Origin of the sequence: Sphingomonas sp. Leaf5, from assembly GCF_001421155.1 — a bacterium.
In the GTDB taxonomy this organism is placed as follows: Bacteria; Pseudomonadota; Alphaproteobacteria; order Sphingomonadales; family Sphingomonadaceae; genus Sphingomonas.
The window spans coordinates 43,578-66,870 of the sequence record NZ_LMJZ01000003.1 but is presented as its reverse complement, the minus strand read 5'-3'; the positions used below and the strand labels follow the sequence as shown (position 1 = coordinate 66,870).

The window sequence follows — 23,293 nt, the reverse complement described above, 5'->3', positions numbered from 1 at the left end:
ATCGTTTACAGCGTGTTAGGCGACCTGTCGTTCGCGCGTTCCGGTGGACAAACCGGGTACGGATAGGTAACGCGCGTCGATGGCGGCGGCGTTGTTTCTATTGTGTGCGGTGGTGCTGGCGTTTGTCGGGGGCACCGGGAACTGGACGTTGATCGCGACCGTCACGCTTGCGACGGCGGCGGGCAGCACCTTGCCCGATCTCGATACCCCGTTGCGCCTGCGCCACCGCAGCGCGCTGCTCCACAGTATCCTGCCGCCGGGCATCGCCCTGCTCGACCCGCGGACCTGGCCGGTGGCGGCGGGGCTGGCGTTCGGGATCGGGCTGCATCTCGCCGCCGACCTGTTTCCACGGACGATGCGCGGCTTTGCGACGATCAAGCTGCCCTTATGGGGATCGATCGGCGTGGTCCCGTCCTATGGATGGATCGTCGTCAACATCGCGGCGAACATCGTCGCCGGGATCATGGTGCTCGACCGGATCACCACGCGACAGGCCGCGGCGGGCGCGCTGGCCGCCGCCGGGGTGCTCGGCATGGTCTATCTGATCCGGACCGAGGGGGGATGGCGGGCGCTGGCCGCGCTGACCGTCCTCGGCTGGCTGATGCTGCGCTGACCGGCGGGGCATTGCCCGGCGGGGCGGGGGGTGCGACACAGGCGGTTCTCCCTGTATCGACGGAGCTGTCATGCGCCTGTTTCCCGTTACCGCCGCCGCTACCTTCCTGATGCTGTCGACGACCGCCCTCGCCGCGCCACTGCCCGCAACCAACCCGTTCGCCCGCGCCAGCACGCTGCCGTTCGAAGCGCCGCCGTTCGACCGGATCAAGAGCGCCGATTACGGCCCCGCGATCCGCGCCGGCATGGCCGAACAGCGTGCCGAAATCACCGCGATCACCCGCGCCCGCAGCGCACCGACCTTCGACAACACCATCGCCGCGATGGAGCGGTCGGGCCGTCTGCTCGAACGGGCCAGCCTCGCCTTTTACGGGGTGGTCGGTGCCAATACCGACGACATTTTGCAGGCGACGCAGGCCGAACTGGCCCCCGCCTATGCCGCGCATCAGGATGCGATCAACCTCGATCCCGCCTTGTTCGCGCGGGTCAAGACGCTGTATGACCAGCGCCAGTCGCTGCGGCTGAACGCCGAACAGTTGCAGGTGTTGACCCTGACCTATCAGGGGATGGTCCGCGCCGGTGCCTTGCTGTCGCCGGCCGACAAGAAGACGCTGAGCGCCTATAACGCGCAATTGTCGACGCTGGAGACGGCGTTCCAGCAAAAGCTGCTGGCGGCGGCAAAGGCCGGCGCGCTGGTGATCGACGACCGGGCGAAGCTCGACGGCCTGTCGGAGGGGGAGATCGCGGCGGCCGCCGATGCGGCAACGGCGCGCGGGCTGGCCGGCAACTATGTGCTGACGTTGCAGAACACGACCCAGCAGCCCGAACTGGCGACGCTGAAGAACCGCGCGACGCGCGAGGCGCTGTTCAACGCCAGCTGGACACGCGCGGCGAAGGGCGATGCGAACGACACCCGCGCGACGATCGTGAAGATCGCGGCGCTGCGCGCGCAAAAGGCGAAGCTGCTCGGCTTCGCCACCTGGGCCGATTACGTGTTGCAGGACCAGATGGCGCAGAATCCGAAGACCGCGCTCGGCTTCATGCAGCAACTGGGAACGCCGGTCGCCGCCGAACAGCGGCGCGAGGCGGCGGAACTACAGGCACGGATCGCCGCGACCGGCGGCAATTTCCAGCTGAAGCCATGGGATTGGGACTATTATTCGGAACAGGTCCGCAAGGCGCGCTACGACCTGAATCAGGATGAACTGAAGCCCTATTTCGAAATCGACAAGGTGCTGACCGACGGTGTCTTCTATGCCGCCAACCAGCTATACGGGCTGACGTTCAAGCGGCGGACCGACATTCCGGTCTATCATCCCGATATCAGCGTCTATGAGGTGCTGGAGGCGAACGGCACCCCGGTCGGGTTGATGTATTTCGACCTGTGGAAGCGCGACAACAAGAATGGCGGCGCGTGGATGTCGAACTTCGTCAACCAGTCGAAGCTGATCGGAACCAAGCCGGTCATCTATAATGTCAGCAATTTCACCAAGCCCGCCGCCGGTCAGCCCGCGCTGATCAGTTTCGACGACGTGACGACCATGTTCCACGAATTCGGTCACGCGTTGCACGGCCTGTTCGCGAACCAGACCTATCCCAGCATCTCGGGCACTAACACCGCGCGCGATTTCGTCGAATTCCCGTCGCAGTTCAACGAGCACTGGGCGCTGAACCCCAAGGTCCTGCCGCATTACGCCGTCCATTACCGCACCGGACAGGTCATTCCGCAGACCCTGATCGACAAGATCAAGCGCGCCGGCACGTTCAATTCGGGCTATTCGTTCGGCGAGGCGTTGGCCGCCGCCGAAATGGACATGAGCTGGCATTCGCTGACCGCCGCACAGGGGGTTCAGGACGCCGACGCGTTCGAGACGAAGGCGCTGGCCGCCACCGGGCTGGACGTCGCCGACGTGCCGCCGCGCTATCGATCCACCTATTTCCTGCACATCTGGGGCAATGGCTATGCCGCCGGCTATTATGCGTACAGCTGGACCAAGATGCTGAGCGCGAACGCGTTCGACTGGTTCGAGCACAACGGCGGTATGACCCGCGCCAATGGCCAGCGGTTCCGCGAGATGATCCTGTCGAAGGGCCATACCGAGGATTACGCGGTCATGTTCCGCAACTTCAACGGGGCCGATCCGCAGGTCGGACCGCTGCTGCGCGACCTGGGGCTCAATGCCGACGGATCGCGTATCGCCGCCGCCGGCACGCCGGCCGCCGCGAAGTAACCACGCGCCCGATCCGGTGCAGCTGCGCCGGATCGGGTCCTGTGGCCCGCGCCGCAGGCTGGACAGGCTCCGCCCGTCAGCCGCTGTTGCGCAGCGCCGTCGCGATGGCGTTGATCGACAGCAGGATGCCCTCGCCGATCCGGGCATCGGCCTCGCCCGCACGGTGCCGCTTGAGCAGTTCGATCTGGAGCAGGTTCAGCGGCTCGATATACGGCGTGCGCAGCCGGATCGACGCTTCGAGCGCGGGGCTCTTTTCCAGCAGCCGCGTCTGGCGGGTGACCGACAGCAACCCGTCATGCGTCGCCTGCCAGCCTTCGCGAATCCGGCCGAAGATTGCCTCCGACAGCGCCTTGTCCTCGACCAGCCCGGCATAGCGCGCCGCGACGTCCATGTCGGACTTGGCGAGCACCATTTCCATATTGGCCAAAGTCGCCGCGAACAGCGGCCATGCGGTCGCCATCTCGCGCAGCAATCCCTTGTCCTCGAACGATTGCAGCGCCGCGCCGACCCCGTACCAGCCCGGCAGCATGATCCGCGCCTGTGCCCAGCTGAACACCCACGGAATCGCGCGCAGGTCCTCGATCGCGTCGGATTTCTTCCGGCTGGCCGGGCGCGACCCGATCTTCAGTCCGGCGATCTCGGCGATCGGCGTCGCTTGTCGGAAGAAGGTGGTGAAGCCATCGGTGCCATAGACGAGGCCGCGATAGGTCTTGAACGCCGTATCGGACAGCGTGTCCATGGCGGCAGCGAAGCGTGCCGCATCGGCGGGGTTCAGCGAATCAGGTTCGAGGCTGGCGAGCAACGTCGCCGACGTCATTGCTTCTAGGTTCGTGACGGCACTGTCGCGCGTGCCGTACTTCGCCGCGATGACCTCGCCCTGTTCAGTGATGCGGATGCGGCCCTGCACCGTGTCGTGCGGCTGCGCCCGGATCGCGGCGAACGACGACCCGCCGCCGCGCCCCACCGCGCCACCGCGCCCGTGGAACAACTGCATCCCGATGCCCGCCTCTTCGAACACCGGCGCCAGCGCCGTCGACCCCTTCGACAATTGCCAGGTCGAGGTCAGGTAGCCGCCGTCCTTGTTCGAATCGGAGTAGCCGATCATCACTTCCTGATGGCCGCGCTTCTGTGCGATCGCCGCGACTTCGGGCAACGCCAGCCACCGCGTCATGATCGCCGGTGCCGCTTCCAGATCGGCGACCGTCTCGAACAGCGGGATCGCCATGATATGCGCCTGCGGGGTCTCGCCCGGGACGTACAGGCCGCTCTCCTTCAGCAGCAGATGCACTTCGAGCAGGTCCGATACCGACTGCGCCATCGACACGATGTAATGGCGGATGCACTCGCGGCCATAGCGGGCATGGGCGTCGGCGGCGGCGCGCAGGATCGCCAGTTCGGATGCGGTCTGCTCCGAATATTCGGCATAGGGACTGGTCAGCGGGCGCGGGCTTTCGAGTTCGCGGCGCAGCAGTTCGACGCGCGCATCCTCGTCCAGCGCCGTATAATCCGCCTCAACCCCGGCGACCTTCAGCAGTTCGGCGACGACGCCCTCATGAATCACGCTGTTCTGGCGCATGTCGAGTGTGGCGAGGTGGAAACCGAACGTCTCGACCGCGCGGATCAGCCGGCCGAGCGCGCCGCCGGTCGACAGCGGACCGTTATTCTGCTGCACCAGTCCGCGGGCGAGCGACGCGAGATCGGCGCGGAACGCCGCCGGATCGGCATAGGGTTCGCCGGTCAAATTGCCAGGGCGCGGCGCGACCTTTCCGGTCAGCTTCTGGTGGGTGGCGGCAAGGCGCGCATAGATGCCGCTGATCGCCCGGCGGAACGGTTCGTCGGCACGGGATGCGGCATTGTCGCCGCTCTTGTCGGCCAGTGCCGCGATCGCCTCGTCGACCGGGACATGCTCGGTCGAGATCGATAGTTCGGCACCGAGGCTGTGGAGCTGGTCGAGATAATAGCCGAGCACCGCATCGGCGGCCTTGGCCAGCGCCAGCCTGAGCGCGGCGGCATCGACGAACGGATTGCCGTCGCGGTCGCCACCGATCCAGCTGCCGGGTTTCAGGAACGACGGCGGGCGCTGGCCCAGCACCCGTTCCCACCGGGCATACAGCGCGGGCAGGGTGGGCAGGAACACGTCGCGCAGATAGCTGAGCGCGGTTTCGACCTCGTCGGCGACGTACAGCCGTTCGCGGCGCAGGACGCGGGTCTGCCACAGCAGCGCGATCTGGCGCAGGATCGCTTCGTCGACCCGGTCGCCCTCGGGCGTTTCCTCGGCGCCCTGATCCTTCAACAGCATCAGGTCGGCGATGCGGTTCTTGTGGTCGATCATCGACTTGCGCCGCACCTCGGTCGGGTGCGCGGTCAGTACCGGCGCGATCAGCGCATGGTCGAGCAGTGCCAGCACCGCATCGCGCCCGATGCCCTCGGCCTGCAATTTCTCGATCGCGGTCGCGACATCGGCCCCCGGTTCGGCTGCGATGCCCTGCCGATCCTCGGCCAGATTGGCGAGCATCGAGAACATCATGAACCCGCGCACGAACGCGATCGTATCGTCGAGGCTGAGGCTGTCGAGCCCCAGGTCGATCGTATAGGCCCCGGCCACCCCGCGATGCCGGTCGACCGACGTCGATCGGATATGCTCGATCCGTTTGAACAGCGCGTCCCCGCCATAGGTGCGGATGACGTCACCGAGCAGCCGGCCGAGAAAGCGGATGTCGGGATTGTTGGTGATCGGGGGCAGAGTCGTCATGGGCACACTTGCTGCAATGCGGCAGGATGCGGGTCAAGCGACGATCACGCGCATGGTATAAAGAATGGTCATCGGGTAAGGCGGTGGCGCTGCACCCGATCCGCGGCGGACCTTGTCGAAGGAACCAGCGATGACGATGCCAATGACCCTGTGGTGGCAGATGTGGACCGACGCTGCCCAGACCAGCCTGCGCCTGTGGGAAACGATGGCTGCCTCCGCCGTGGTGATCGACCGGCGGATGCCGATGATCGATGCCGGCCTACGCAATCCATGGACCGCCGATCACGTCGAACTGACCGGCATGGTCACCGAAAAGACGCAGGCCTTTTCGAAGGCGGGCGATTCGCTGGCGAAGGACATGGCGGCGATGCAGGGGCTGTGGATGCAGGCGATGCAGGACGCTTGGTCGCTCGGCACCGCCGGCCGGTTGCCGTCCGCACGGCGGATCGCGGCAGGGCAGGACCGGGCGATGCGGCTGACCGCGGGCGTGATCGGTGCCGGCGGCCGGGCGCTGACCCCGATCCATGCCAAGGCGACGGCGAACGCGAAGCGGCTGGGGACGTCGAAGCGCTGAAGGCTCTTCTCCTTCCTGACGAGGGACGGGGGGAGCATGTCGGGAAAAGGGTCCGCCGCGGGCATTGAACCGTTTGGCCCGCGTAACGTTTACAGCGGTCGAACCGCACGGAAGACGAGCCGCCCCATTCCGACCCGATCCGCCCCAGCGTCAGTCGCGCCAGTCGAGCACCGGCCAGCCCCGTTTGCGCGCCAGCGCCTTCAGCGGGGCATGGGCGTTGACCGGAAACGGTTCGTCGGCCCAGTCGAATACCGGCGCGTCCGAGACGTGATCGCTGTAGAACCGGACCGCCACGTCGCCGCGCGCGATCCCTTGTTCGGCGGTCCACGCCTCGATCGCGCGCAGTTTGGCCGCGCCGTAGCAATTCTCGCCATCGATTCGCGCCAGCACGTTGCCGCCTTGCTCCTGCGCGCAGTTGGTGGCGATGACCGCGTCGAAGCCGAGCAGGTCCGCGATCTCCTGTGCGTAGAAACGATAGGATGCGGTGGCGAGCACCAGCATCCGACCATCGGCACGGTCGGCTTCGATTCGCGCCCGCGCGCCATCGAGCAGGCCGGTGGCGACCGTAGCCCGCGCAAAGGCGCGCGCCGTATCGGTCAATCGTTCGCCCGGCACCGTGCGACCCAGCACCAGCCGGTGCGTCATCTCCTTCAACCGGTCGCGACCGTACAGGCGCAAGACATAGCCGGTGACGGCGATCCCCGCGATCGGCAGCAGCCACAAGGCACCCCGTCCGCGCTCCTTCAGCGCATGGCGCAGGAACGGCGTCCATGTCGCGACGCGGGTGATGGTCTTGTCCATGTCATAGATGGCGAGGTCGCGGTGGCGCATGCGCCAAGCGCGTACCATCTTGCCGCGACGCCGCAAATCGCCGATGGATGGCTGCGATGAGCGCTTCCGCCGATTTTTCGCACGACCGGGCCGATGGCGGTGGCGTGCTGCGCTTCACCGGCAACCTGTCGCTCGCCCATGTCGGCGACCTGCCCGAACGACTGAACGAGGTCGACGGACCGGTCAGCCGGATCGACCTGTCGCAAGTCGACCGGATCGATACGGTCGGTGCGTGGCTGGTCCACCGCTTCGCGCGCGACCGCGACGTCGCCATCGAGGGATTGAACACCGACAGCCAGCACCTGTTCGATCAGGTCGCGGCCGCCGACGATCCGGTCGTCCGCAAGGGCAAGGCGCTCAGCCCGCCGCTGCGGGTGCTGGAAGAGATCGGCGAAGCGGTATCGGGCAGCGCGCGACAGATGCTGGGCCTGCTCGGCTTCATGGGCGCGACCGTCATCGCGTTCCTAAACATCCTGCGTCACCCGCGCCGTTTCCGCTTCAATGCGACGGTGCAACGGTTCGAGGTCGTCGGCGTCTCGGCGCTCGGCATCATCGGGTTGATGAGCTTCCTGATCGGGATGGTCATCGCGCAGCAGGGCGCGGTGCAGCTGCGACAATTCGGTGCAGAAGTGTTCACGATCAACCTGATCGGTCGCCTCACCTTCCGCGAACTGGGCGTGTTGATGACCGCGATCATGGTCGCGGGTCGCTCGGGCTCGGCGTTCGCCGCGCAGCTCGGCACGATGAAGCTGACCGAAGAGATCGACGCGATGCGCACGATCGGCGTGTCGCCGATGGAGGCGCTGGTCCTGCCGCGCGTCATCGCCGCGATCGTCATGATGCTGTTGCTCGGCTTCTATGCGTCGATCATCGCCATCATCGGCGGCGGATTGCTCAGCTGGGCACAGCTCGGCATCCCGCCGATCACCTTCGTCACCCGCATCCGCGAAGTCGTGCCGATCACCGACCTGTATATCGGTCTGATCAAGGCACCGGTATTCGGTGCGATCATCGGCATGGCCGGCTGTTTCCACGGCATGCAGGTCGAAAGCGATGCCGAACAGGTCGGCAGCCGGACGACGGCGGCGGTGGTGCAGGCGATCTTCCTAGTGATCGTGCTCGACGCGTTTTTCGCGATCTTCTTCGCATGGATCGGCTGGATATGAGCGAGCGCGAATCCCTCATCCGCGTCCGTGGTCTCAAGAACCAGTTCGGCGACCAGGTCATTCACGAGGACCTCGATCTCGACGTGCGGCGTGGCGAGATCCTCGGTGTGGTCGGCGGATCGGGCACCGGCAAATCGGTGCTGATGCGCTCGATCATTGGGCTTCAGACGCCAACCGCCGGCACGATCGAGGTGTTCGGTGAGAACACGATCGGCCGCGAGGAAACCGAAGCGACCGAAATCCGCAAGAAATGGGGCGTGCTGTTTCAGGGCGGCGCACTGTTCTCGACGCTGACCGTCGCCGAAAACGTGCAGGTGCCGCTGAAGGAATTCTACCCGAAGCTCAAGCCTGCGCTGCTCGACGAGATTGCCGGGTACAAGGTCGTGATGACCGGCCTGCCGGCCAATGCCGGGCCGAAATATCCGTCGGAGTTGTCGGGCGGCATGAAGAAGCGTGCCGGGCTGGCGCGCGCCCTCGCGCTCGATCCGCAATTGCTGTTCCTCGACGAACCGACCGCCGGCCTCGATCCGATCGGTGCGGCGGCGTTCGACGACCTCACCGCGTCGCTGCAAAAGACGCTGGGGCTCACCGTCTTCCTCATCACCCACGACCTCGACACGCTGCACGCCATTTGCGACCGCGTGGCTGTGCTGGCGGACAAGAAGGTCATCGCCGTCGGCACGATCGACGAACTGCTCGCGCTGGACCATCCGTGGATCCAGGAATATTTCAACGGACCCCGTGGCCGCGCCGCGACCGATGCGCAGGAACGCATCGCCGCCCGCAACCACGACCGCGACGCCGGCGCAGAGCCGGCCTCGCCGCAAGCCCAGAGGCGCTGATGGAAACCCGGTCGAACCATGTCCTTGTCGGCGCGGTGGTGCTGATCCTGCTGGTCATGCTGGCGCTGTTCACCGTGTGGCTCGCCCGTATCGGCGGCGGCAGTGAAAAAGAATATGACGTCTTCTTCAAACAGGCCGTCGACGGCCTGGCAAAGGGGTCGCCGGTATCGTTTTCGGGCGTCCCCTCGGGTCAGGTCGAGGATATCGCCCTGTGGCCGAAGGACCCGCAATTCGTCCGCGTCCGCATCAAGGTGAAGGACGAGACCCCGGTCCTGCTCGGCACGACGGCGACGATCGTCGGCAGCTTTACCGGCGTCTCGACCATCACGCTCGACGGCGCGGTCAAGGGCGCGCCGCCGATCGCCTGTCCCGAAACGAATGCCGAACAGTCGTGCCCGATGGGCGTACCGGTCATCCCTCCAAAGGCGGGCGGCGTCGCTGCGTTGCTCAGCTCCGCGCCGCAGTTGCTCGAACGCGTCACCACCCTGACCGAGCGGCTGGCCGACGTGCTGTCCGACCGCAACCAGAATTCGATCGCCGCGATCCTCGACAGCACCAACCGGCTGACTGACGCGCTGGCAGATCGTGGGCCCGAAATCGCGGCGACGCTGGCCGAAACGCGGATCGCGATCCAGCGCGCCGGTGTCGCCTCGCAACAGATCGGTGAGCTGGCGGCGACGACCAACGGCGTGCTGTCGAACGACATCCAGCCGACGATCCAGCAACTGAACCGCACCATCGCCAGCGCGCAGAAGAGCGCCGAGACGCTGAACGACGCGATCGGCGATGCGAAGCCGGGGCTGCAGGCGTTCAGCAAGCAGACCATCCCGCAGGTCAACCAGCTGGTCGGCGATCTGCGCGCGATGACCGGCGCGCTCGCCTCGGTCGCGGAAAAGGTCGATCAGGGTGGCGCGACCGCGCTGGTCGGCCGCTCGAAGCTGCCCGACTACGACCCCAAGAAGTGACGCGGAAGACAAGGATGCGCCCCATGAAGAAGCTGTCGGTTCTGCTGCTCCTGCCGCTTGCCGGGTGCATCCGCTTCGGTGCCGAACCGCCGCCCGCGCTGCTGACGCTGGCCCCGGCCGCCTCGATCGCGGCAGGTACGACGCAGAGCTCGGCACAGGCGCGTTCGATCACCGTGCAGGTACCGGTGGTGCCGCAGGAGCTTGCGGTGACGCGCGTGCCGGTGCAGTCGAGCGCGACCAGCATCGCCTATGTCAAGGAAGCGCAATGGGTCGAACCGCCCGCGCGCCTGTTCGCACGGCTGCTGTCCGATACGCTGACGTCGCGCGCGAACATGGTGGTGCTGAGCACGCGGCAGGGCTTTGCCGATCCAGGTGCGCAATTGAACGGCGAACTGCGCGAATTCGGCATCGATGCCGGGCGCAGCGAAGCGGTGGTCGTCTATGATGCGACCCTGCAGCGCGCCGGGTCGACCACGTTCGAAAAGCGCCGCTTCGAGGCGCGCGCGCCGGTCGCGACGATCGACGCGAACAGCGTCGGCCCGGCGATCAATCAGGCCGCGAACACCGTCGCGACCGCCGTCGCCGACTGGGTCCGGGGCTGATCGCGGCCCGGCATGGCACTGCATAGCTGGCTGCTCTTCGTCGCGGCGGTGGTCGTGCTGTGCGGCACGCCCGGACCGAACATGCTCCATGTTCTGACGCGCAGCGTGACGCTCGGCTGGCGCGGTAGCCTGCCGGCGATGGCAGGCTGCCTGACCGCGCTGGTCGGCGTGTTGATGGCGTCGGCGGCGGGACTGGCGGCGCTGCTGACGGCGGTACCGGGACTATTCGACATGCTGCGCTATGCCGGTGCCGCCTATCTGGCATGGCTCGGTTTCCGCGCGATCACGGCGCGGTCGGCACCGCTGGACGTCGCACCCGACACCATACCGTCCGGCCATTTGTTCCGCGGTGGTTTTCTGGTCGGGATCAGCAACCCCAAGCTGTTGCTGTTTGCCACCGCCTTCCTGCCGCAGTTCGTCGATCCGCAAGGCTCGCAACCGGTGCAGTTCGCGGCTCTGGTCGCGACGTTCGCTGTGGTCGAATGCCTGTGGTACGCCGCCTATGCGGTGGGCGGACGGTCGCTCGCGCGCCATCTGACCCGTCCGCGCGTCCGCCGCTGGTTCGACCGCGCGACCGGCGGCATCTTCATCGGCTTTGGCGCGGCGCTGCTCGTTTCGCGCGTCTGATCGCTATCTTGCGGGCGTCGGCCGGACTGGCGGCATGGCGTTACAGATGTCCGCCCCGCCCGCCGGTACTTCGAAAAAGGGCGGCTCGCGATTTTCCCGCCCTTTCACCCATGCGGCATAGCGGATATTGTCGGCAGCGCGATACTGGAAATGGGGCCGCTCCCCTGCCGGAATCTCGCTGGCCAGCCGCACCGACCGGATCGGCGTCGCCGTTTGATCGGGCGCGTAAAATCCCATCGTGCCGGCGCCGCGCGGCAGCGACGACAGAACCTCCATCCCCTCGACCACGCGCCCGACCAATGCGATATTGCGGTCGAGATGGCGCGGGCCATGGCCGATTACCGCATAGAGTTCGGCACCGCTTCCGGTGCTCGGGGCCATATCGCGTCCGACGCCAACCATCGTATAACAGTGCGTCAGCCACGCCCCCTTGCCATCGCTCGCCACCGGCCAGCCATCGGCGCTATGCCCACTCTTCGCCGCATAAGGATCGCGCCGCGTCATCCGCGTGACCGCATCATAGCGGCCGGTCACATATTCGGCCGGCGGATTGGCGACGACGCCGGCCGGCAAAGGCTTCTTCTCGGTGACGTCGCCCCACTGCGCGACATAATTGTCATGGACTCGGTACACCGAGCTGCCGTCCCACCAATGCGCCCGTGCCAGCTTGCGCAGATTGTCGACATGGACCGGCGCATAGCGCGGCGCCAGCCGGATCACGACCCGCTTGTCCCCGGCCAGCGTCATCACGAGCAGTTCGTCGTCGGGGATCGTCCGCCAGTCGCTGTCGACCGGATCGGCCGATGTCGGCGGGGCGGCGGGGGCGGCGGTCTGAAGCAGCGCGGCAATAAGCGAGACGAAATGCATCGCGCCATCCTGCCCGCCGTGCGCCGTCCCCGCAACTCCCGCTTGCACGAAACCCCGCCGCGCCCTAGGGAACCCACCTTCCGGCAATGCGGAGCGGTGGCCGAGTGGTCGAAGGCGCTCGCCTGGAAAGTGAGTATACGCCAAAAGCGTATCGAGGGTTCGAATCCCTCCCGCTCCGCCAAGACCTCGTAAGTAACTGATAGTTGGGCTAATTCGGGAGGAGCGCGCGCCGTTCCCGTTCAGTTCGGTAGTGCGAAGAGCCGTCCGTTACCCATTGATACGGGGTTTGCGGGAGGTTTTCTCTGCCGCACGGGAAGCGTCCCGGATTGCATTCCACGGCTATCCAGCGGTAGCGAACGCGATCTTCCCGTTGCGCTGTCCTACGCGCCAGACCGAATCTCCCCGGCAAACGGCTTCCAATAGCCTTTGACAGGCGCTCCCGCAGTTCAGTTCTTTGCGCAGATGTCCGGTGCTCTCGATGCCAGGATTCCGGTCGCGCAGCAGCAGGAAGCTTGCAGATAGTCCATGCGGTCCTGCGTTGCGAACCTCCGTTGCCCTGTTCTGGATCGAACAGGACAATCTGGGATAGATTGACGGTGCCCCGATCGCCCGGCCGGGCACGGGCCCTCCGCTTCAGCCTTGCCGGGTCGCCGGTGGCGTCGTTCGCGTAGGCTTCGAGGTCGAAGCGACCGGCAGTCCGCTGCCCAACCGGAACGTGAAGGGTTGGCTACAGCCAGTTCAAGGCACGCGATGCGGGCGGCAACGATCCCCATACGGATCAGCCGCGTCGTTTGCTCAAGGCCTACACTATCTACACCGCCCCGACCGTTCTGGACGGCCTGACCTACGGTGGTGGCGCGAATTATCGCAGTTCGGCATATTCCAACGGCATCGTGCCCGGTGCGACGCCTGCCGTTCCGTTTTGAACAGGGCGGCTTCCTTTCGGTCAAGCGGATGGCGCGCTTGGCAGGGAACGATCGGGTAAGTGTGCGAGCCAACGTCGATAACATTCTCGACAGGACCTATTTCAACCAGGTCGGATCGTTTAGCCAGTATCGCTACGGCCGCCCGCGCACCTTCACCGTGAGCGCCAATGATCGGTTCTGACCGGCATCGGGCATGAATGCGGCAGTTCGCTCACGATCCTGCCGGTAGCATCGCGGCACCGACCTTTCCGGCGGCACCCGCGAGTTGCAGAGCCATATCGTCGCTGACAAGACTGGTGGCGATCCGGATCAGCCCCGGATCGCTCACCCTTGCCGCGCCGAACAGCGTCAGGACACGCGCCTCGTCGTCGCTGACGTTCGGATATCGGACTTCGGCAAAGCGCATCGTGCCATAGCCATATTGGTCGATCAGCGTCATCGAACACAGGAACGGCAACAAGGCATCGCCAACGCGCCGGGCGGTGAAGCCGCTGCGCAGCATTGCCTGGGGACAGCGTGTGTTGCGGACGGCGAAGACCCACGTCCGGACGGCGGACAGGACGAAGATATCGTCATCCGCCATGTTGCCGATCCGCCGATCGAAATAGGCATAGAGCGACGCCATCGCCGTCAGGCCCCGAGCGGGTGGACGAACGGGCAGGCCGGATCGCCGACCGGGAACGGGCGGGTGGGTAGCGACAGGATCGCGCCGCATAGCGACCGGACGCTCAGAATGGCCCATGCCAATGCACCGGGCAGGCCATGGGGCATTTCGATGGTGCCGGTGCCGATCATGCGCGGCAGGGGGACGCCGAGAAGACGGATCACGGCACGCTCGTCGGTGCTATAGTTGCACGAACAGCAGCATTCGGTGACGAGGCTTCTTCCGAGCACGGCCTCGGTGAGTTGGAAGTAGCTTGCCAATGCCACGCTGCCGGCCGGGGGCAGGCGCAGGTTCTGACCGAGCGCGACGAGACTGGCCAGTGCGCCATCGTCTTCATCACGGTGATGGACGCCGCGGTAATGCCGCAGCAACCGGATGACGACGAATTCACCGTCGGTGTCGGGCTGCGCAATATGTTCCATGTTAGACATATCGGTTCCTCAGCCCGCCTCGAAAGCGAGCGTCGTCGTGAAACTGGCGTAGCTGTCTGGCGCGTGTGGCGTGGCGGTTCGATAGCGCGCGAGCATCAGGTATCGACCTGGATCGGGCATCGTCAGCGTGACGACCCCCGCACGATCGCTGGTCGCCGTATCAGCCTGCTTGCGGCCGTCATACAGGCCCGTCTCGCGGAACAGCGTCACCATCTGGCCCGGCAGAGGCTTACCGTCATACAGGATGGCGAACCGGGCAGGACTATCCGGTACGAGCGCCGTGGGATCGCCCAGAGGCTGAATTTCCAGCGCCTTGCCCCGCGGTGCGAGCGCTGCCGACGAACCGGGGCGTCCGCGCAGGACATAGGCGTCGGCGAGCGTCATGCTGCGCACGTCGACGAGTTCGGCACCTGGCGGCGGCGCGGTGCCTTCGCCGACCATGATCCAGTCGCGCCCTTTCCGGTACATCTTGCCCGATCGCCCGGCGCGCTGTCCCGATGACAGCCGGTAGATGCCGTCGATCGGCAGCGCAGCCTCCGCGATCGTGCGGTCGCCGGCCAGCGTCACCGGGACAAGCGGAGTGATCCGGCCGTCGGGACCGGTGATCTCGAACGGCGCGTCGCGCATCGCGACTTCCGGGCGGAACGCATCCTCGGCGAAAGATGCTTCGAGCGTGATCTGCGTGCGACTGCCGACGTCGAACTGAGCGGGCAGGACGTAGGGCATGTGCGCCAAGCTCGCGCTTGCCGTAGATACGAGGGCAAGCACCACGGCCGCCGACCCTGCCCGAATGAACCCGATTGGATGTTGCATTCCCCACCTCGCATAGAATGCTTGCTAACGCTAGTGATTCGCATTAACGGACTAATGCGAGAAGGGGAAGCATTAATGACATCGACATATCTGCTGCGCGGCGTTGCCGTCGCGGCCTTGAACCTCTGCGCGCTGCCCATGATGGCTTCCGCACAAACCGTCGTGCAACCGGCAGCTACCGGCGGCGAAGGCGGGGAGCGCGCGCCGGACGAAGGCGACATCACCGTGACCGCGACACGCGCCGAGAAGCGGGTGGAGGACGTGCCGCAGAGCGTTTCGGTCATCAATGCCGCCACGATCGATGACCGGATGATTACCGACATCAAGGATCTGGTCCGCTATGAGCCCGGCGTGGCCGTACGCCGTGCGCCGGCCCGGTTCACAGCAGCCGGTGCCTCGACCGGTCGTGACCGCGATAGCGGCTTCAACATCCGCGGGCTGGAGGGGAACCGGGTCCTGATCACCGTCGACGGGGTGCGGGTTCCCGATGCCTTCAGCTTCGGTGCGCAATCGGTCGGCCGCGGCGATTATGTCGATCTCGACCTGTTGAAGTCGGTCGAAATCCTCCGCGGCCCGGCGTCGGCATTGTACGGCAGCGACGGCGTGGCCGGTGCGGTCAGCTTCATCACCAGGGACCCACAGGATTTTCTGCATGACGGTCGGCAGGTCGGCGGCGGCGCACGGATCGGGTATGATTCATCGGACGACAGCTGGACCAGAGGGCTGGTCGTGGCCGGCCGGCAGGGCAAGCTTCAGGCGATGCTCGCCTATACGCGGCGCGATGGCCACGAACTGGACAACAAGGGCAGCAACGACAGCGCGAATACCGACCGCACGACCCCGAATCCGCAGGACGTCGCTTCCAACGCGCTGCTCGGTCGCCTCGTCTGGAGCCCGAGCGCCGCGCACCGGGTGCGATTGACCTACGAAAGCTTCGACGCCGTGGTGGGTACGAACGTGCTGAGCGCGATCACCCGGGTTACTGGCTCGCCGCCGGCGGCGACGGCAGTGCGGGGGCTCCAGGCACGCGACACCACCGCGCGCGACCGCGGCACGATCGACTATCGCTATTTCGGTGATGGCTTCGTCAGCGGCGTGCGTGCCGCCGCCTATTATCAGAAGAGCGGCACCGTGCAGACCGGATGGGAGGACCGGGTCGGCACCGACCGGGTCCGCGTCAACCGCTTCGACAACGATGTCTATGGCGGCACGCTGCAACTGGAAAGCCGCGCGACTACCGGCCCGGCCACGCACCTGTTCGCCTATGGTGCCGATTATGCGAAGACGCGCCAGACCGGCGTGCGCGGCGGTACCGTGCCGCCGGCCGGCGAAACCTATCCGACGCGGGCCTTTCCAACCACCGATTACGAACTGGTCGGGGTGTTCGCGCAAGACGAGGTCGCGATCGCCGACGGGTTGCTGACCTTGTTCCCGGCAATCCGGTTCGACCAGTACCGGCTCGATCCGCAGAAGGATCCGTTGTTCACGACCTTCGTGCCCCGTGGGCAGAGCGGATCGCGGGTCACACCCCGTCTGGGCGCGGTGGCGCGGGTGACCGATGGCATCCGGTTGTTCGCCAATTACGGGCGGGGCTTCAAGCCGCCCGAACCGAACCAGATCAACAACGGTTTCGCCAACATCGTCGCCAATTATCGTTCGATCCCCAATCCCGATCTGGAACCGGAGACGAGCGGGAGCATCGAGGGCGGCATCCGTCTGAACGGCACGCGCTGGTCGTTGAGCGGCACGGCGTTCAGCAGCCGCTTCCGCAACTTCATCGATCAAGTACAGGTGTCCGGCGCGTTCACTGCGGCCAATCCTGCTGTCTACCAGTTCATCAATCGTGGACGGGTGACGATCGAGGGGCTGGAAGCGCGGGGCGAGGCGCGGCTGCCGATCGGTGTGGGTCTGCGGGCAGCTGCTTCCTATGCCAAGGGCAGGATGCGTACCGACGGCGTCGCCGGCACCCTGCCGCTCGACAGCGTCGAGCCGGTCAAGGTGGTGGCTGGCCTGTTCTACCAACCTGACGACGGCCCGTTCCGTGCCGAATTCGTCGCGACGCATTCCGCCGGCAAGAGCCTGTCCGACACCAACAACGGCTGCAACGTTGCCGCACAGCCGGCGACGGCCACGCGGCCGGCGGTTCCCGGCACGTCCTGTTTCACGCCGAGCGGCTTCTGGGTGTTCGACGCCACTGCCTCGCTGCGTATCCGGGAGGGCGCGACGATCCGCGCGGGCGTCTTCAATATCACCGACAAACGCTATTTCTGGTGGAGCGACGTGCGCGGGCTGACGTCCACGTCGACCATCCGTGACGCCTTTTCGCAGCCGGGTCGCAATGCCGGCATCTCCCTGTCCCTCGTCCTGTGAGGTCCCATCCGATGAACCATTCGCTTTTCCTGTTCGCTGCCACGGGGTTTGCCGCGCTGACCATGTCGCCGGCGCTTTCGCAGACCGCCGCTCCGGCCCAGATCGGCACCGCGCAATATGGCGATCAGGCGCGCGACCATGCTGCGATCCTGAAAATGGCCGGGACGTTCAAGGTAACGTTCGACATGCGCGAAACGACCCCGCTGGTTGCCGGCTACACCCCATATCCGGCCAAGATCAGCGGTGGGCACGAGGTGGTCCGCGCGATCGTCGACACGCCGGACCATGTCGTCCTCCAGCATCTGCTGGTGGTGGACGATGGCAACGGCAAGACGATGGTCGTCAAGCATTGGCGGCAGGACTGGCAGTGGCAGCCGGCGACGGTACTGGTCTATGTCGGTCCGGGTCGTTGGACTCTGCGGCCGGTGCCGGCGGCGGCGCGGCACGGTGCCTGGTCGCAGACCGTATGGCAGACCGACGATTCACCGCGGTACGGCGGGATTGGTCGCTGGCGCTACGATGACGGTGCGATCCGCTGGACCAGTGACGAGACCCGCCGCCCCCTCGCGCGGCGGGACGCAACGCGTAATCCACCCTACGATCATTATGTCGGGACCAACCGTCACGTCCTGACTCCGGCAGGCTGGGCGCACGAGCAGGACAACGCCAAGATTGGCGCGAAGGACGGCCAGTCGGCGACGTTCGTTCACGAATATGTCGTCAATACCTACGTCCCGGCCAACGACTTCCCGATCAAGGCGGCGGACGATTATTGGAACAAGACGAAGGACTATTGGACGTCGGTCCGGGCGGAATGGGACAAGGTAATCCGCCGTCGGTCGGGCCTCGAACTCGGTGAAGTCGCCGATGTCGGTTCGTCGTCGGCGCATGAACTGATGCTGCTGGCGGAGGACGTTGTTTCAGGCGAAGCAACAACCACCGACGCGGCGGCCGAAGCTGCCAAATTGATACAAACGGGAACTCGCCGATAGCTGACGCTATTTCGGAGGAAACATGAACGAACAGCCGAAATTGGGACGGACCTACCGCACTGCGAACGTCTGGATATCGGTCACGTCACTACATGCAAACGACCTTGGTGCAGGATCTGTTAAATAGCTTGCGCGGTTAGGCCGTGGTTGACTCATTGGCGGTGAAGGAGCCGCCGATGAGCGACCTGTGGCTGACGGACAAGCAGAGGCAGCGTGTCGAGCCGTATTTTCCGCTGTCGCATGGCGTGCAGCGCGGGGATGGCCGACGGATCGTCAGCGGCATCATCGTCATGATCCGCAACGGCTTGCGCTGGCGGGGGGCAGAGGAGCGACTACAAGGGTGCCGCCATCGCTGTCGCCGCTCATCTTCTGGATAAATCAATGAGTCCCGAGGCTAGATCGCTGTTAAGGACACCCGCGGATTGCGGCTATAGGATGCGAGACCCCGTGCGCTGGACAGGCGACGGCATCTGGGAGAATTGGGTTGCCTTCACCTGCGACGAACAATGCGCTTACCGGGACGCGCGGTCTGGACGATGTGCTCAAGGGCGGGCTGGAGCGGGCGCGGACCTTCCTCCTCGAAGGGAATCCCGGCACCGGCAAGACGACGATCGCGCTGCAATTCCTGATGACCGGTGCGGCGGCCGGCGAGCGATGCCTGTACGTGACCCTGTCGGAAACCGAGGATGAATTGCGCGCGACGGCGCTGGCGCATGGCTGGGACCTGACCGGGGTCGAGCTCTATGAACTGATCCCGCCGGAAAATCTGCTCGATGACGAACAGCAGCAGAGCCTGCTCTATTCGTCCGACCTCGAACTCGGCGAAACCACGAAGCGCATCTTCGAGGCATTCATGCGGGTGAAGCCCGACCGGGTCGTCATCGACAGCCTGTCGGAAATCCGCCTGCTGGCGCAGAGTTCGCTGCGCTATCGCCGGCAGATTCTCGCGCTCAAACATTATTTCGCCAAGAGCCGGGCGACGGTGCTGATGCTCGACGACCTGACCACCGATACCAATGACAAGACGGTGCATTCGGTGGCACACGGCGTCATCCGGCTGGAGGAGCTTGCCCCCGAATATGGCCCCGAGCGTCGGCGGCTTCGCGTCATCAAATATCGCGGCCGCCAGTTTCGTGGCGGCTTTCACGACCTCGCGATCAAGACCGGCGGTCTGCACGTCTATCCGCGGCTGGTCGCGGCCGAACACCGCACCAGCTTTCCGCGCGACATGCTGACGACGCATTCCACAGAATTGAACAAGCTGCTCGGCGGCGGTTTGGAACGCGGGTCGAGCGTGCTGGTGCTGGGTCCGGCAGGCACCGGCAAGAGTTCGATCGCGCTGACCTTCATCCAGACGGCGGTCGAGCGCGGCGAAACGGCTGCGATGTTCGTGTTCGACGAGGAAATCGGACTGCTCCTGCAACGCTCGCTGGGGCTGGGCATCGATCTTCAGGCGATGATCGACGACGGCAAGCTGCTGCTGCAACAGGTCGATGCCGCTGAATTGTCGCCCGGCGAGTTTTCCGCGCGCGTGCGCCATTGCGTCGAGGAATATGGGGCCAAGACCGTCGTGGTCGACAGTCTCAACGGCTATCAGGCGGCGATGCCGGAGGAACAGGCGCTGATCCTGCACATTCACGAATTGCTGCAATATCTGAACCGGCAGGGGGCAACGACCTTCCTGACGGTCGCGCAGCACGGGCTGGTCGGCGACATGAAGACTCCGGTCGACGTGACCTATCTGGCCGATACCGTCATCCTGCTGCGCTATTTCGAGGCGCTTGGCCGGGTTCGTCGTGCCATTTCGGTCGTGAAGAAGCGCACCGGTCCGCACGAGAACACGATCCGCGAGTATAAGATCGGTGGCGACGGCATCGTGCTCGGGGAACCGCTGACGAAGTTTCAGGGCGTGCTGCGCGGCGTGCCGACGCTGCATGGGGCCAATGATTTGTTGGAGGGCGACGCGGCGTGAAGCGGACGACCGTTTCGGAACGCGCGCTGGTTCTCGCCCCGCGCGGTCGCGACGCGGCGTTGGCGAGCGCAATGCTGGCAGAGGCGCATCTCGATACCGCGATCTGCCCTTCGCTGCCGCATCTGGTAACGGAACTCGATCAGGGCGCGGCCCTGGTGGTCGTAACCGAGGAAGCGATCGCGACCGCCGACCTGTCTACCCTGTCGGCATGGCTCGGCGCGCAGGAGGAATGGTCCGATCTCCCCTTCATCCTGTTGACCAATCGTGGCGGCGGGCTGGAACGCAACCCCGCCGCGGCCCGGCATCTCGAGATATTGGGCAACGTCACCTTTCTCGAACGGCCTTTTCATCCGACGACCCTGATCAGCATCGTGCGCTCGGCAGTGCGGGCGCGACGCCGCCAATATGACGCGCGCGCACGGCTGATCGCGTTGCAGGACAGCGAGGCGCGCTACCGGACCCTGTTCGAGAATATCGAGGTCGGCTTCTGCATCATCGACCTGATCTTCGACGAGGCAGGCCATCCGGTCGACTATCGCTTCGTCGAGGCGAACCCCGCCTTCGAACAACAGGCAGGGTTCCGGCCCGACGGCCGCCGAATTCGCGAGATCGTGCCCGCCCATGAGCAGCACTGGTTCGATTTCTACGGAAATATCGCCACGACCGGCGTTCCCGGCCGGCTGGAACAAGGGTCCGCTGCGCTGGCGCGGTGGTGGGATGTCCATGCCTTCCGTATCGGCGACCCCGCCAGCCGGCGCGTCGCGGTCCTGTTCAACGACATTACCGCACGTCGGAACGTGGAACTGCGCCTGCAGGAGCTGAACGAGACGCTGGAGGCGCAGGTCGCCGCCCGTTCCGCCGAGCGCGACCGGCTGTGGAACCTGTCCCAGGATATGTTCGCCCGCGCGGACTATAGCGGCATGATGTCGGCGGTCAGTCCGGCATGGACCTGGGTGCTCGGCTGGACGACCGAGGACCTGTTGTCGCGTGGCTATGCCACCTTCATGCACCCCGAGGACGAACCATCGACCCTCGCCGCGATCGAGGCGATGGCGCATACCGGGCAACCGACGCGGTTCGAGAACCGGATCGCCACCCGCGATGGCGACTGGAAATGGATCGGATGGACCGTCGCGCCGGAACCCGATGGCGTCAATTTCATCGCGGTGGGTCGCGACCTGAGCCACGCCAAGGCGCGCGAAGCCGAACTCGAGACGGCGCAGGAAGCATTGCGGCAGAGCCAGAAGATGGAGGCGATGGGCAGCCTGACCGGCGGTGTCGCCCACGACTTCAACAACCTCCTGACCCCGATCGTCGGGTCGCTCGACCTGCTGCACCGCAAGGGATTGGGGTCGCCGCGCGAACAGCGGCTGGTCGACGGCGCGTTGCAGTCGGCCGAGCGCGCCCGGACGCTGGTCCAGCGGCTGCTGGCCTTCGCCCGCCGTCAGCCGCTGCAGGCGACCGCGGTCGATATCCGAAATCTGGTCGAAGGGATGCTCGACCTGATCGGGTCGACGCTGGGGCCGACGATCACTCTGGTACTCGAAGCGGCCCCGGGCCTGCCGCTGGCGAAGGCAGACGCCAACCAGCTCGAAATGGCACTGCTCAATCTCGCGGTGAATGCCCGTGATGCCATGCCCGATGGCGGCACGCTGACGATCGGGGTGACGCACGAATCGGTCCGCGACCCGCGTCCCGGCCTGTCGCGCGGCCACTACATCCGGATCAGCGTGCGGGACACCGGGATCGGCATGGACGAACAGACCCGCGCCCGCGCGGTCGAACCCTTTTTCTCGACCAAGGGGATCGGCAAGGGGACCGGACTGGGCCTGTCGATGGTCCACGGGTTGGCGGCGCAACTCGGCGGCACGCTGACGATCGACAGCGAAGTCGGCAAGGGTACGGCCATCGCGCTGTGGCTGCGCGTCGGCAACAACCTGCCCGAGGTCGAGCAGCGATCGATGCCGGCGGTCGAGAATCATACGGCGTTGGGCACGGCGTTACTGGTCGACGACGAGGAACTCGTGCGCATGAGTACGGCGCACATGCTGTCCGAATTCGGCTATGACGTGGCCGAGGCGGCTTCCGGGGAGGCGGCGCTCCAGATGATGCGGGACGGGCTGAACCCCGATCTGCTCGTTACCGATCATCTCATGCCGGGGATGACCGGCGCGCATCTGGTCGAGGCGGTACAGGCGATCCGGCCGTCGCTGCCGGTGCTGATCGTGTCGGGCTATGCGGAAACGGAGGGCATCGACCCGGCGGTCCCCCGCATCACCAAACCGTTTCGAAGCAGTGAACTGGCCGAGATGCTGAGGGAAATCCTCAGGTGAGATTGCAGATCCGGTGAGATGGTCGAACCTTACGACAGGGACGTCGCCGGGTCCGGGTCGGTCGGTCTCCATGGACGCCCGCCGCGGCTGTCCGACTGCTGCGTCTCTGCGCATGAACATCATGATGGCGTTTCAGCCGATCGTCGACATCCGTACCGGCTCCATCTTCGCCGGTGAATCACTGTCCGGGGGCGGGACGGGCAGTCGGCGCGCGACGTGCTGTCTGCCGCCGGGCCGGACATGATCTGCAAGTTCGATCCCGCCAAACTGATGTTCGAGTTTACCGAGGGCGAGCGGATGTGCGGCGTGCCGCAGGTCCTGCGCATCACCGGATCCTGTCGCGCACGCGGCTTCGCCACTGCAATCAACGACTTCGGCACCGGTTACGCGGGGCTGCGCCTTCTCGCGGAGCCTGAGCCGGACATGTTGAAGCTGGACATGGCGTTGATCCGCGGGGCCGCGCTTTGCAGCGTATAATTAACGCCAAATAAAGTCTCTTCCTCCTAAAAATAATGAATGGATTCCCGGGGTCGTCCAAGATGTCTTATAGCGGATCGCCGCGGCACCGTCGCGGTCATCGGCGCACTGTCCCTGCCTTGTGTTATCGGCATTGCCGCCTTTGCTGTCGATATCAACCGTGGCCTGCAGCAGCGGGTCGTCAACCAACGCGTGGCGGATTTGGCGGCACTTGCCGCCGCGCTCGCCTATAACGTTCAGAAACAA

General features: G+C 65.6%; 22 protein-coding genes and 1 tRNA gene. 16 read left to right on the top strand and 7 right to left on the bottom strand.

All coding sequences use genetic code 11. The features are described from left to right. The first annotated feature begins 79 nt into the window (after nucleotides 1–79). Nucleotides 80–613 (top strand): hypothetical protein, encoded by a 534-nt coding sequence (locus ASE50_RS04540; RefSeq protein ID WP_056396257.1) that lies wholly within the window; start codon nucleotides 80–82, stop codon nucleotides 611–613. 70 nt (nucleotides 614–683) lie between these two features. Then, nucleotides 684–2,843 carry a M3 family metallopeptidase gene (locus ASE50_RS04535; protein WP_056396253.1) on the top strand — a complete coding sequence of 720 codons (2,160 nt, stop codon included), beginning with the start codon at nucleotides 684–686 and terminating at the stop codon, nucleotides 2,841–2,843. Nucleotides 2,844–2,919: 76 nt separating this feature from the next. Here the strand turns inward: ASE50_RS04535 and ppc are convergent, their stop codons facing one another. Beyond that, nucleotides 2,920–5,595 (bottom strand): phosphoenolpyruvate carboxylase, encoded by a 2,676-nt coding sequence (ppc, locus tag ASE50_RS04530; protein ID WP_056396245.1) that lies wholly within the window; start codon nucleotides 5,593–5,595, stop codon nucleotides 2,920–2,922. A 130-nt stretch (nucleotides 5,596–5,725) separates the two neighbouring features. Here ppc and ASE50_RS04525 point away from each other — a divergent pair, with 130 nt between their 5' ends. Then, complete coding sequence (locus tag ASE50_RS04525) at nucleotides 5,726–6,169, top strand: hypothetical protein (protein WP_056396242.1); 444 nt, start codon at nucleotides 5,726–5,728, stop codon at nucleotides 6,167–6,169. Between the two features lie 150 nt (nucleotides 6,170–6,319). Here ASE50_RS04525 and ASE50_RS04520 read toward each other — a convergent pair whose 3' ends face one another. Continuing rightward, on the bottom strand, nucleotides 6,320–7,000 hold the full coding sequence (locus ASE50_RS04520) for an HAD family hydrolase (protein ID WP_056396239.1): 681 nt from the start codon (nucleotides 6,998–7,000) through the stop codon (nucleotides 6,320–6,322). Nucleotides 7,001–7,056: 56 nt separating this feature from the next. Here ASE50_RS04520 and ASE50_RS04515 point away from each other — a divergent pair, with 56 nt between their 5' ends. Genes ASE50_RS04515 through ASE50_RS04495 form a run of 5 tightly spaced genes read left to right on the top strand, consistent with a single transcriptional unit; the run spans nucleotide 7,057 to nucleotide 11,202 of the window. Next, nucleotides 7,057–8,166: an ABC transporter permease gene (locus ASE50_RS04515; protein WP_056396460.1), complete on the top strand. Its 1,110-nt coding sequence runs from the start codon at nucleotides 7,057–7,059 to the stop codon at nucleotides 8,164–8,166. After that, nucleotides 8,148–9,008 (top strand): ABC transporter ATP-binding protein, encoded by an 861-nt coding sequence (locus ASE50_RS04510; protein WP_056396236.1) that lies wholly within the window; start codon nucleotides 8,148–8,150, stop codon nucleotides 9,006–9,008. The genes ASE50_RS04515 and ASE50_RS04510 overlap by 19 nt, the downstream gene beginning before the upstream one ends. Then, on the top strand, nucleotides 9,008–9,973 hold the full coding sequence (locus tag ASE50_RS04505) for an MlaD family protein (protein WP_056396233.1): 966 nt from the start codon (nucleotides 9,008–9,010) through the stop codon (nucleotides 9,971–9,973). Before ASE50_RS04510 ends, ASE50_RS04505 begins: the two co-directional genes overlap by 1 nt. A gap of 23 nt (nucleotides 9,974–9,996) precedes the next feature. Beyond that, a complete protein-coding gene (locus tag ASE50_RS04500) occupies nucleotides 9,997–10,575 on the top strand; it encodes an ABC-type transport auxiliary lipoprotein family protein (RefSeq protein WP_056396220.1) in 579 nt (192 codons plus the stop codon). A gap of 12 nt (nucleotides 10,576–10,587) precedes the next feature. Further along, nucleotides 10,588–11,202 carry a LysE family translocator gene (locus ASE50_RS04495; RefSeq protein ID WP_056396217.1) on the top strand — a complete coding sequence of 205 codons (615 nt, stop codon included), beginning with the start codon at nucleotides 10,588–10,590 and terminating at the stop codon, nucleotides 11,200–11,202. A 3-nt stretch (nucleotides 11,203–11,205) separates the two neighbouring features. Here ASE50_RS04495 and ASE50_RS04490 read toward each other — a convergent pair whose 3' ends face one another. Beyond that, complete coding sequence (locus tag ASE50_RS04490; RefSeq protein WP_056396214.1) at nucleotides 11,206–12,069, bottom strand: peptidylprolyl isomerase; 864 nt, start codon at nucleotides 12,067–12,069, stop codon at nucleotides 11,206–11,208. A gap of 90 nt (nucleotides 12,070–12,159) precedes the next feature. On the opposite strand from ASE50_RS04490, the gene ASE50_RS04485 reads away from it, so the two are divergent. Together ASE50_RS04485 and ASE50_RS04480 are read left to right on the top strand one after the other, a co-directional pair. After that, a tRNA-Ser gene (locus tag ASE50_RS04485) sits at nucleotides 12,160–12,250 on the top strand. A 671-nt stretch (nucleotides 12,251–12,921) separates the two neighbouring features. Continuing rightward, entirely contained in the window at nucleotides 12,922–13,176 is a 255-nt protein-coding gene (locus tag ASE50_RS04480) for a TonB-dependent receptor (protein WP_156347299.1), read from the top strand. A 30-nt stretch (nucleotides 13,177–13,206) separates the two neighbouring features. Here the strand turns inward: ASE50_RS04480 and ASE50_RS04475 are convergent, their stop codons facing one another. The 3 genes from ASE50_RS04475 to ASE50_RS04465 are packed head-to-tail and all read right to left on the bottom strand — an operon-like array spanning nucleotide 13,207 to nucleotide 14,816. Beyond that, the gene (locus ASE50_RS04475; protein WP_056396209.1) at nucleotides 13,207–13,620 is read right to left on the bottom strand and encodes a hypothetical protein; all 414 of its coding nucleotides are present in this window, start codon (nucleotides 13,618–13,620) and stop codon (nucleotides 13,207–13,209) included. A 5-nt stretch (nucleotides 13,621–13,625) separates the two neighbouring features. Beyond that, nucleotides 13,626–14,081, bottom strand: coding sequence for a hypothetical protein (locus ASE50_RS04470; protein ID WP_056396204.1), 456 nt, complete (start codon nucleotides 14,079–14,081; stop codon nucleotides 13,626–13,628). Nucleotides 14,082–14,099: 18 nt separating this feature from the next. Further along, nucleotides 14,100–14,816: a DUF4198 domain-containing protein gene (locus tag ASE50_RS04465; protein ID WP_235512154.1), complete on the bottom strand. Its 717-nt coding sequence runs from the start codon at nucleotides 14,814–14,816 to the stop codon at nucleotides 14,100–14,102. Nucleotides 14,817–14,978: 162 nt separating this feature from the next. Here ASE50_RS04465 and ASE50_RS04460 point away from each other — a divergent pair, with 162 nt between their 5' ends. From ASE50_RS04460 to ASE50_RS04440, 6 genes are all read left to right on the top strand, one after another. Then, nucleotides 14,979–17,273: a TonB-dependent hemoglobin/transferrin/lactoferrin family receptor gene (locus ASE50_RS04460; RefSeq protein ID WP_082438793.1), complete on the top strand. Its 2,295-nt coding sequence runs from the start codon at nucleotides 14,979–14,981 to the stop codon at nucleotides 17,271–17,273. Between the two features lie 11 nt (nucleotides 17,274–17,284). Continuing rightward, nucleotides 17,285–18,265, top strand: a complete 981-nt coding sequence (locus tag ASE50_RS04455; protein ID WP_056396198.1) for a DUF6607 family protein — start codon at nucleotides 17,285–17,287, stop codon at nucleotides 18,263–18,265. 176 nt (nucleotides 18,266–18,441) lie between these two features. Beyond that, nucleotides 18,442–18,642: a transposase gene (locus ASE50_RS18125; RefSeq protein WP_156347298.1), complete on the top strand. Its 201-nt coding sequence runs from the start codon at nucleotides 18,442–18,444 to the stop codon at nucleotides 18,640–18,642. 107 nt (nucleotides 18,643–18,749) lie between these two features. Continuing rightward, nucleotides 18,750–20,237: an ATPase domain-containing protein gene (locus ASE50_RS04450; protein ID WP_056396195.1), complete on the top strand. Its 1,488-nt coding sequence runs from the start codon at nucleotides 18,750–18,752 to the stop codon at nucleotides 20,235–20,237. A 71-nt stretch (nucleotides 20,238–20,308) separates the two neighbouring features. After that, complete coding sequence (locus ASE50_RS04445; RefSeq protein ID WP_082438802.1) at nucleotides 20,309–22,570, top strand: PAS domain-containing sensor histidine kinase; 2,262 nt, start codon at nucleotides 20,309–20,311, stop codon at nucleotides 22,568–22,570. Between the two features lie 216 nt (nucleotides 22,571–22,786). Continuing rightward, nucleotides 22,787–23,047 carry an EAL domain-containing protein gene (locus tag ASE50_RS04440; protein WP_200910112.1) on the top strand — a complete coding sequence of 87 codons (261 nt, stop codon included), beginning with the start codon at nucleotides 22,787–22,789 and terminating at the stop codon, nucleotides 23,045–23,047. Here the strand turns inward: ASE50_RS04440 and ASE50_RS19380 are convergent, their stop codons facing one another. Continuing rightward, the gene (locus ASE50_RS19380; protein ID WP_235512169.1) at nucleotides 23,048–23,293 is read right to left on the bottom strand and encodes a hypothetical protein; all 246 of its coding nucleotides are present in this window, start codon (nucleotides 23,291–23,293) and stop codon (nucleotides 23,048–23,050) included.

Bases quoted from the DNA above. Each gene is read 5' to 3' on its own strand.
- ASE50_RS04540 (WP_056396257.1), top strand. From the start codon at position 80: ATGGCGGCGGCGTTGTTTCTATTGTGTGCGGTGGTGCTGGCGTTTGTC.
- ASE50_RS04535 (WP_056396253.1), top strand. From the start codon at position 684: ATGCGCCTGTTTCCCGTTACCGCCGCCGCTACCTTCCTGATGCTGTCG.
- ppc (WP_056396245.1), bottom strand. From the start codon at position 5,595: ATGACGACTCTGCCCCCGATCACCAACAATCCCGACATCCGCTTTCTC.
- ASE50_RS04525 (WP_056396242.1), top strand. From the start codon at position 5,726: ATGACGATGCCAATGACCCTGTGGTGGCAGATGTGGACCGACGCTGCC.
- ASE50_RS04520 (WP_056396239.1), bottom strand. From the start codon at position 7,000: ATGCGCCACCGCGACCTCGCCATCTATGACATGGACAAGACCATCACC.
- ASE50_RS04515 (WP_056396460.1), top strand. From the start codon at position 7,057: ATGAGCGCTTCCGCCGATTTTTCGCACGACCGGGCCGATGGCGGTGGC.
- ASE50_RS04510 (WP_056396236.1), top strand. From the start codon at position 8,148: ATGGATCGGCTGGATATGAGCGAGCGCGAATCCCTCATCCGCGTCCGT.
- ASE50_RS04505 (WP_056396233.1), top strand. From the start codon at position 9,008: ATGGAAACCCGGTCGAACCATGTCCTTGTCGGCGCGGTGGTGCTGATC.
- ASE50_RS04500 (WP_056396220.1), top strand. From the start codon at position 9,997: ATGAAGAAGCTGTCGGTTCTGCTGCTCCTGCCGCTTGCCGGGTGCATC.
- ASE50_RS04495 (WP_056396217.1), top strand. From the start codon at position 10,588: ATGGCACTGCATAGCTGGCTGCTCTTCGTCGCGGCGGTGGTCGTGCTG.
- ASE50_RS04490 (WP_056396214.1), bottom strand. From the start codon at position 12,069: ATGCATTTCGTCTCGCTTATTGCCGCGCTGCTTCAGACCGCCGCCCCC.
- ASE50_RS04475 (WP_056396209.1), bottom strand. From the start codon at position 13,620: ATGGCGTCGCTCTATGCCTATTTCGATCGGCGGATCGGCAACATGGCG.
- ASE50_RS04470 (WP_056396204.1), bottom strand. From the start codon at position 14,081: ATGGAACATATTGCGCAGCCCGACACCGACGGTGAATTCGTCGTCATC.
- ASE50_RS04465 (WP_235512154.1), bottom strand. From the start codon at position 14,816: ATGCCCTACGTCCTGCCCGCTCAGTTCGACGTCGGCAGTCGCACGCAG.
- ASE50_RS04460 (WP_082438793.1), top strand. From the start codon at position 14,979: ATGACATCGACATATCTGCTGCGCGGCGTTGCCGTCGCGGCCTTGAAC.
- ASE50_RS04455 (WP_056396198.1), top strand. From the start codon at position 17,285: ATGAACCATTCGCTTTTCCTGTTCGCTGCCACGGGGTTTGCCGCGCTG.
- ASE50_RS18125 (WP_156347298.1), top strand. From the start codon at position 18,442: ATGAGCGACCTGTGGCTGACGGACAAGCAGAGGCAGCGTGTCGAGCCG.
- ASE50_RS04445 (WP_082438802.1), top strand. From the start codon at position 20,309: ATGCTGGCAGAGGCGCATCTCGATACCGCGATCTGCCCTTCGCTGCCG.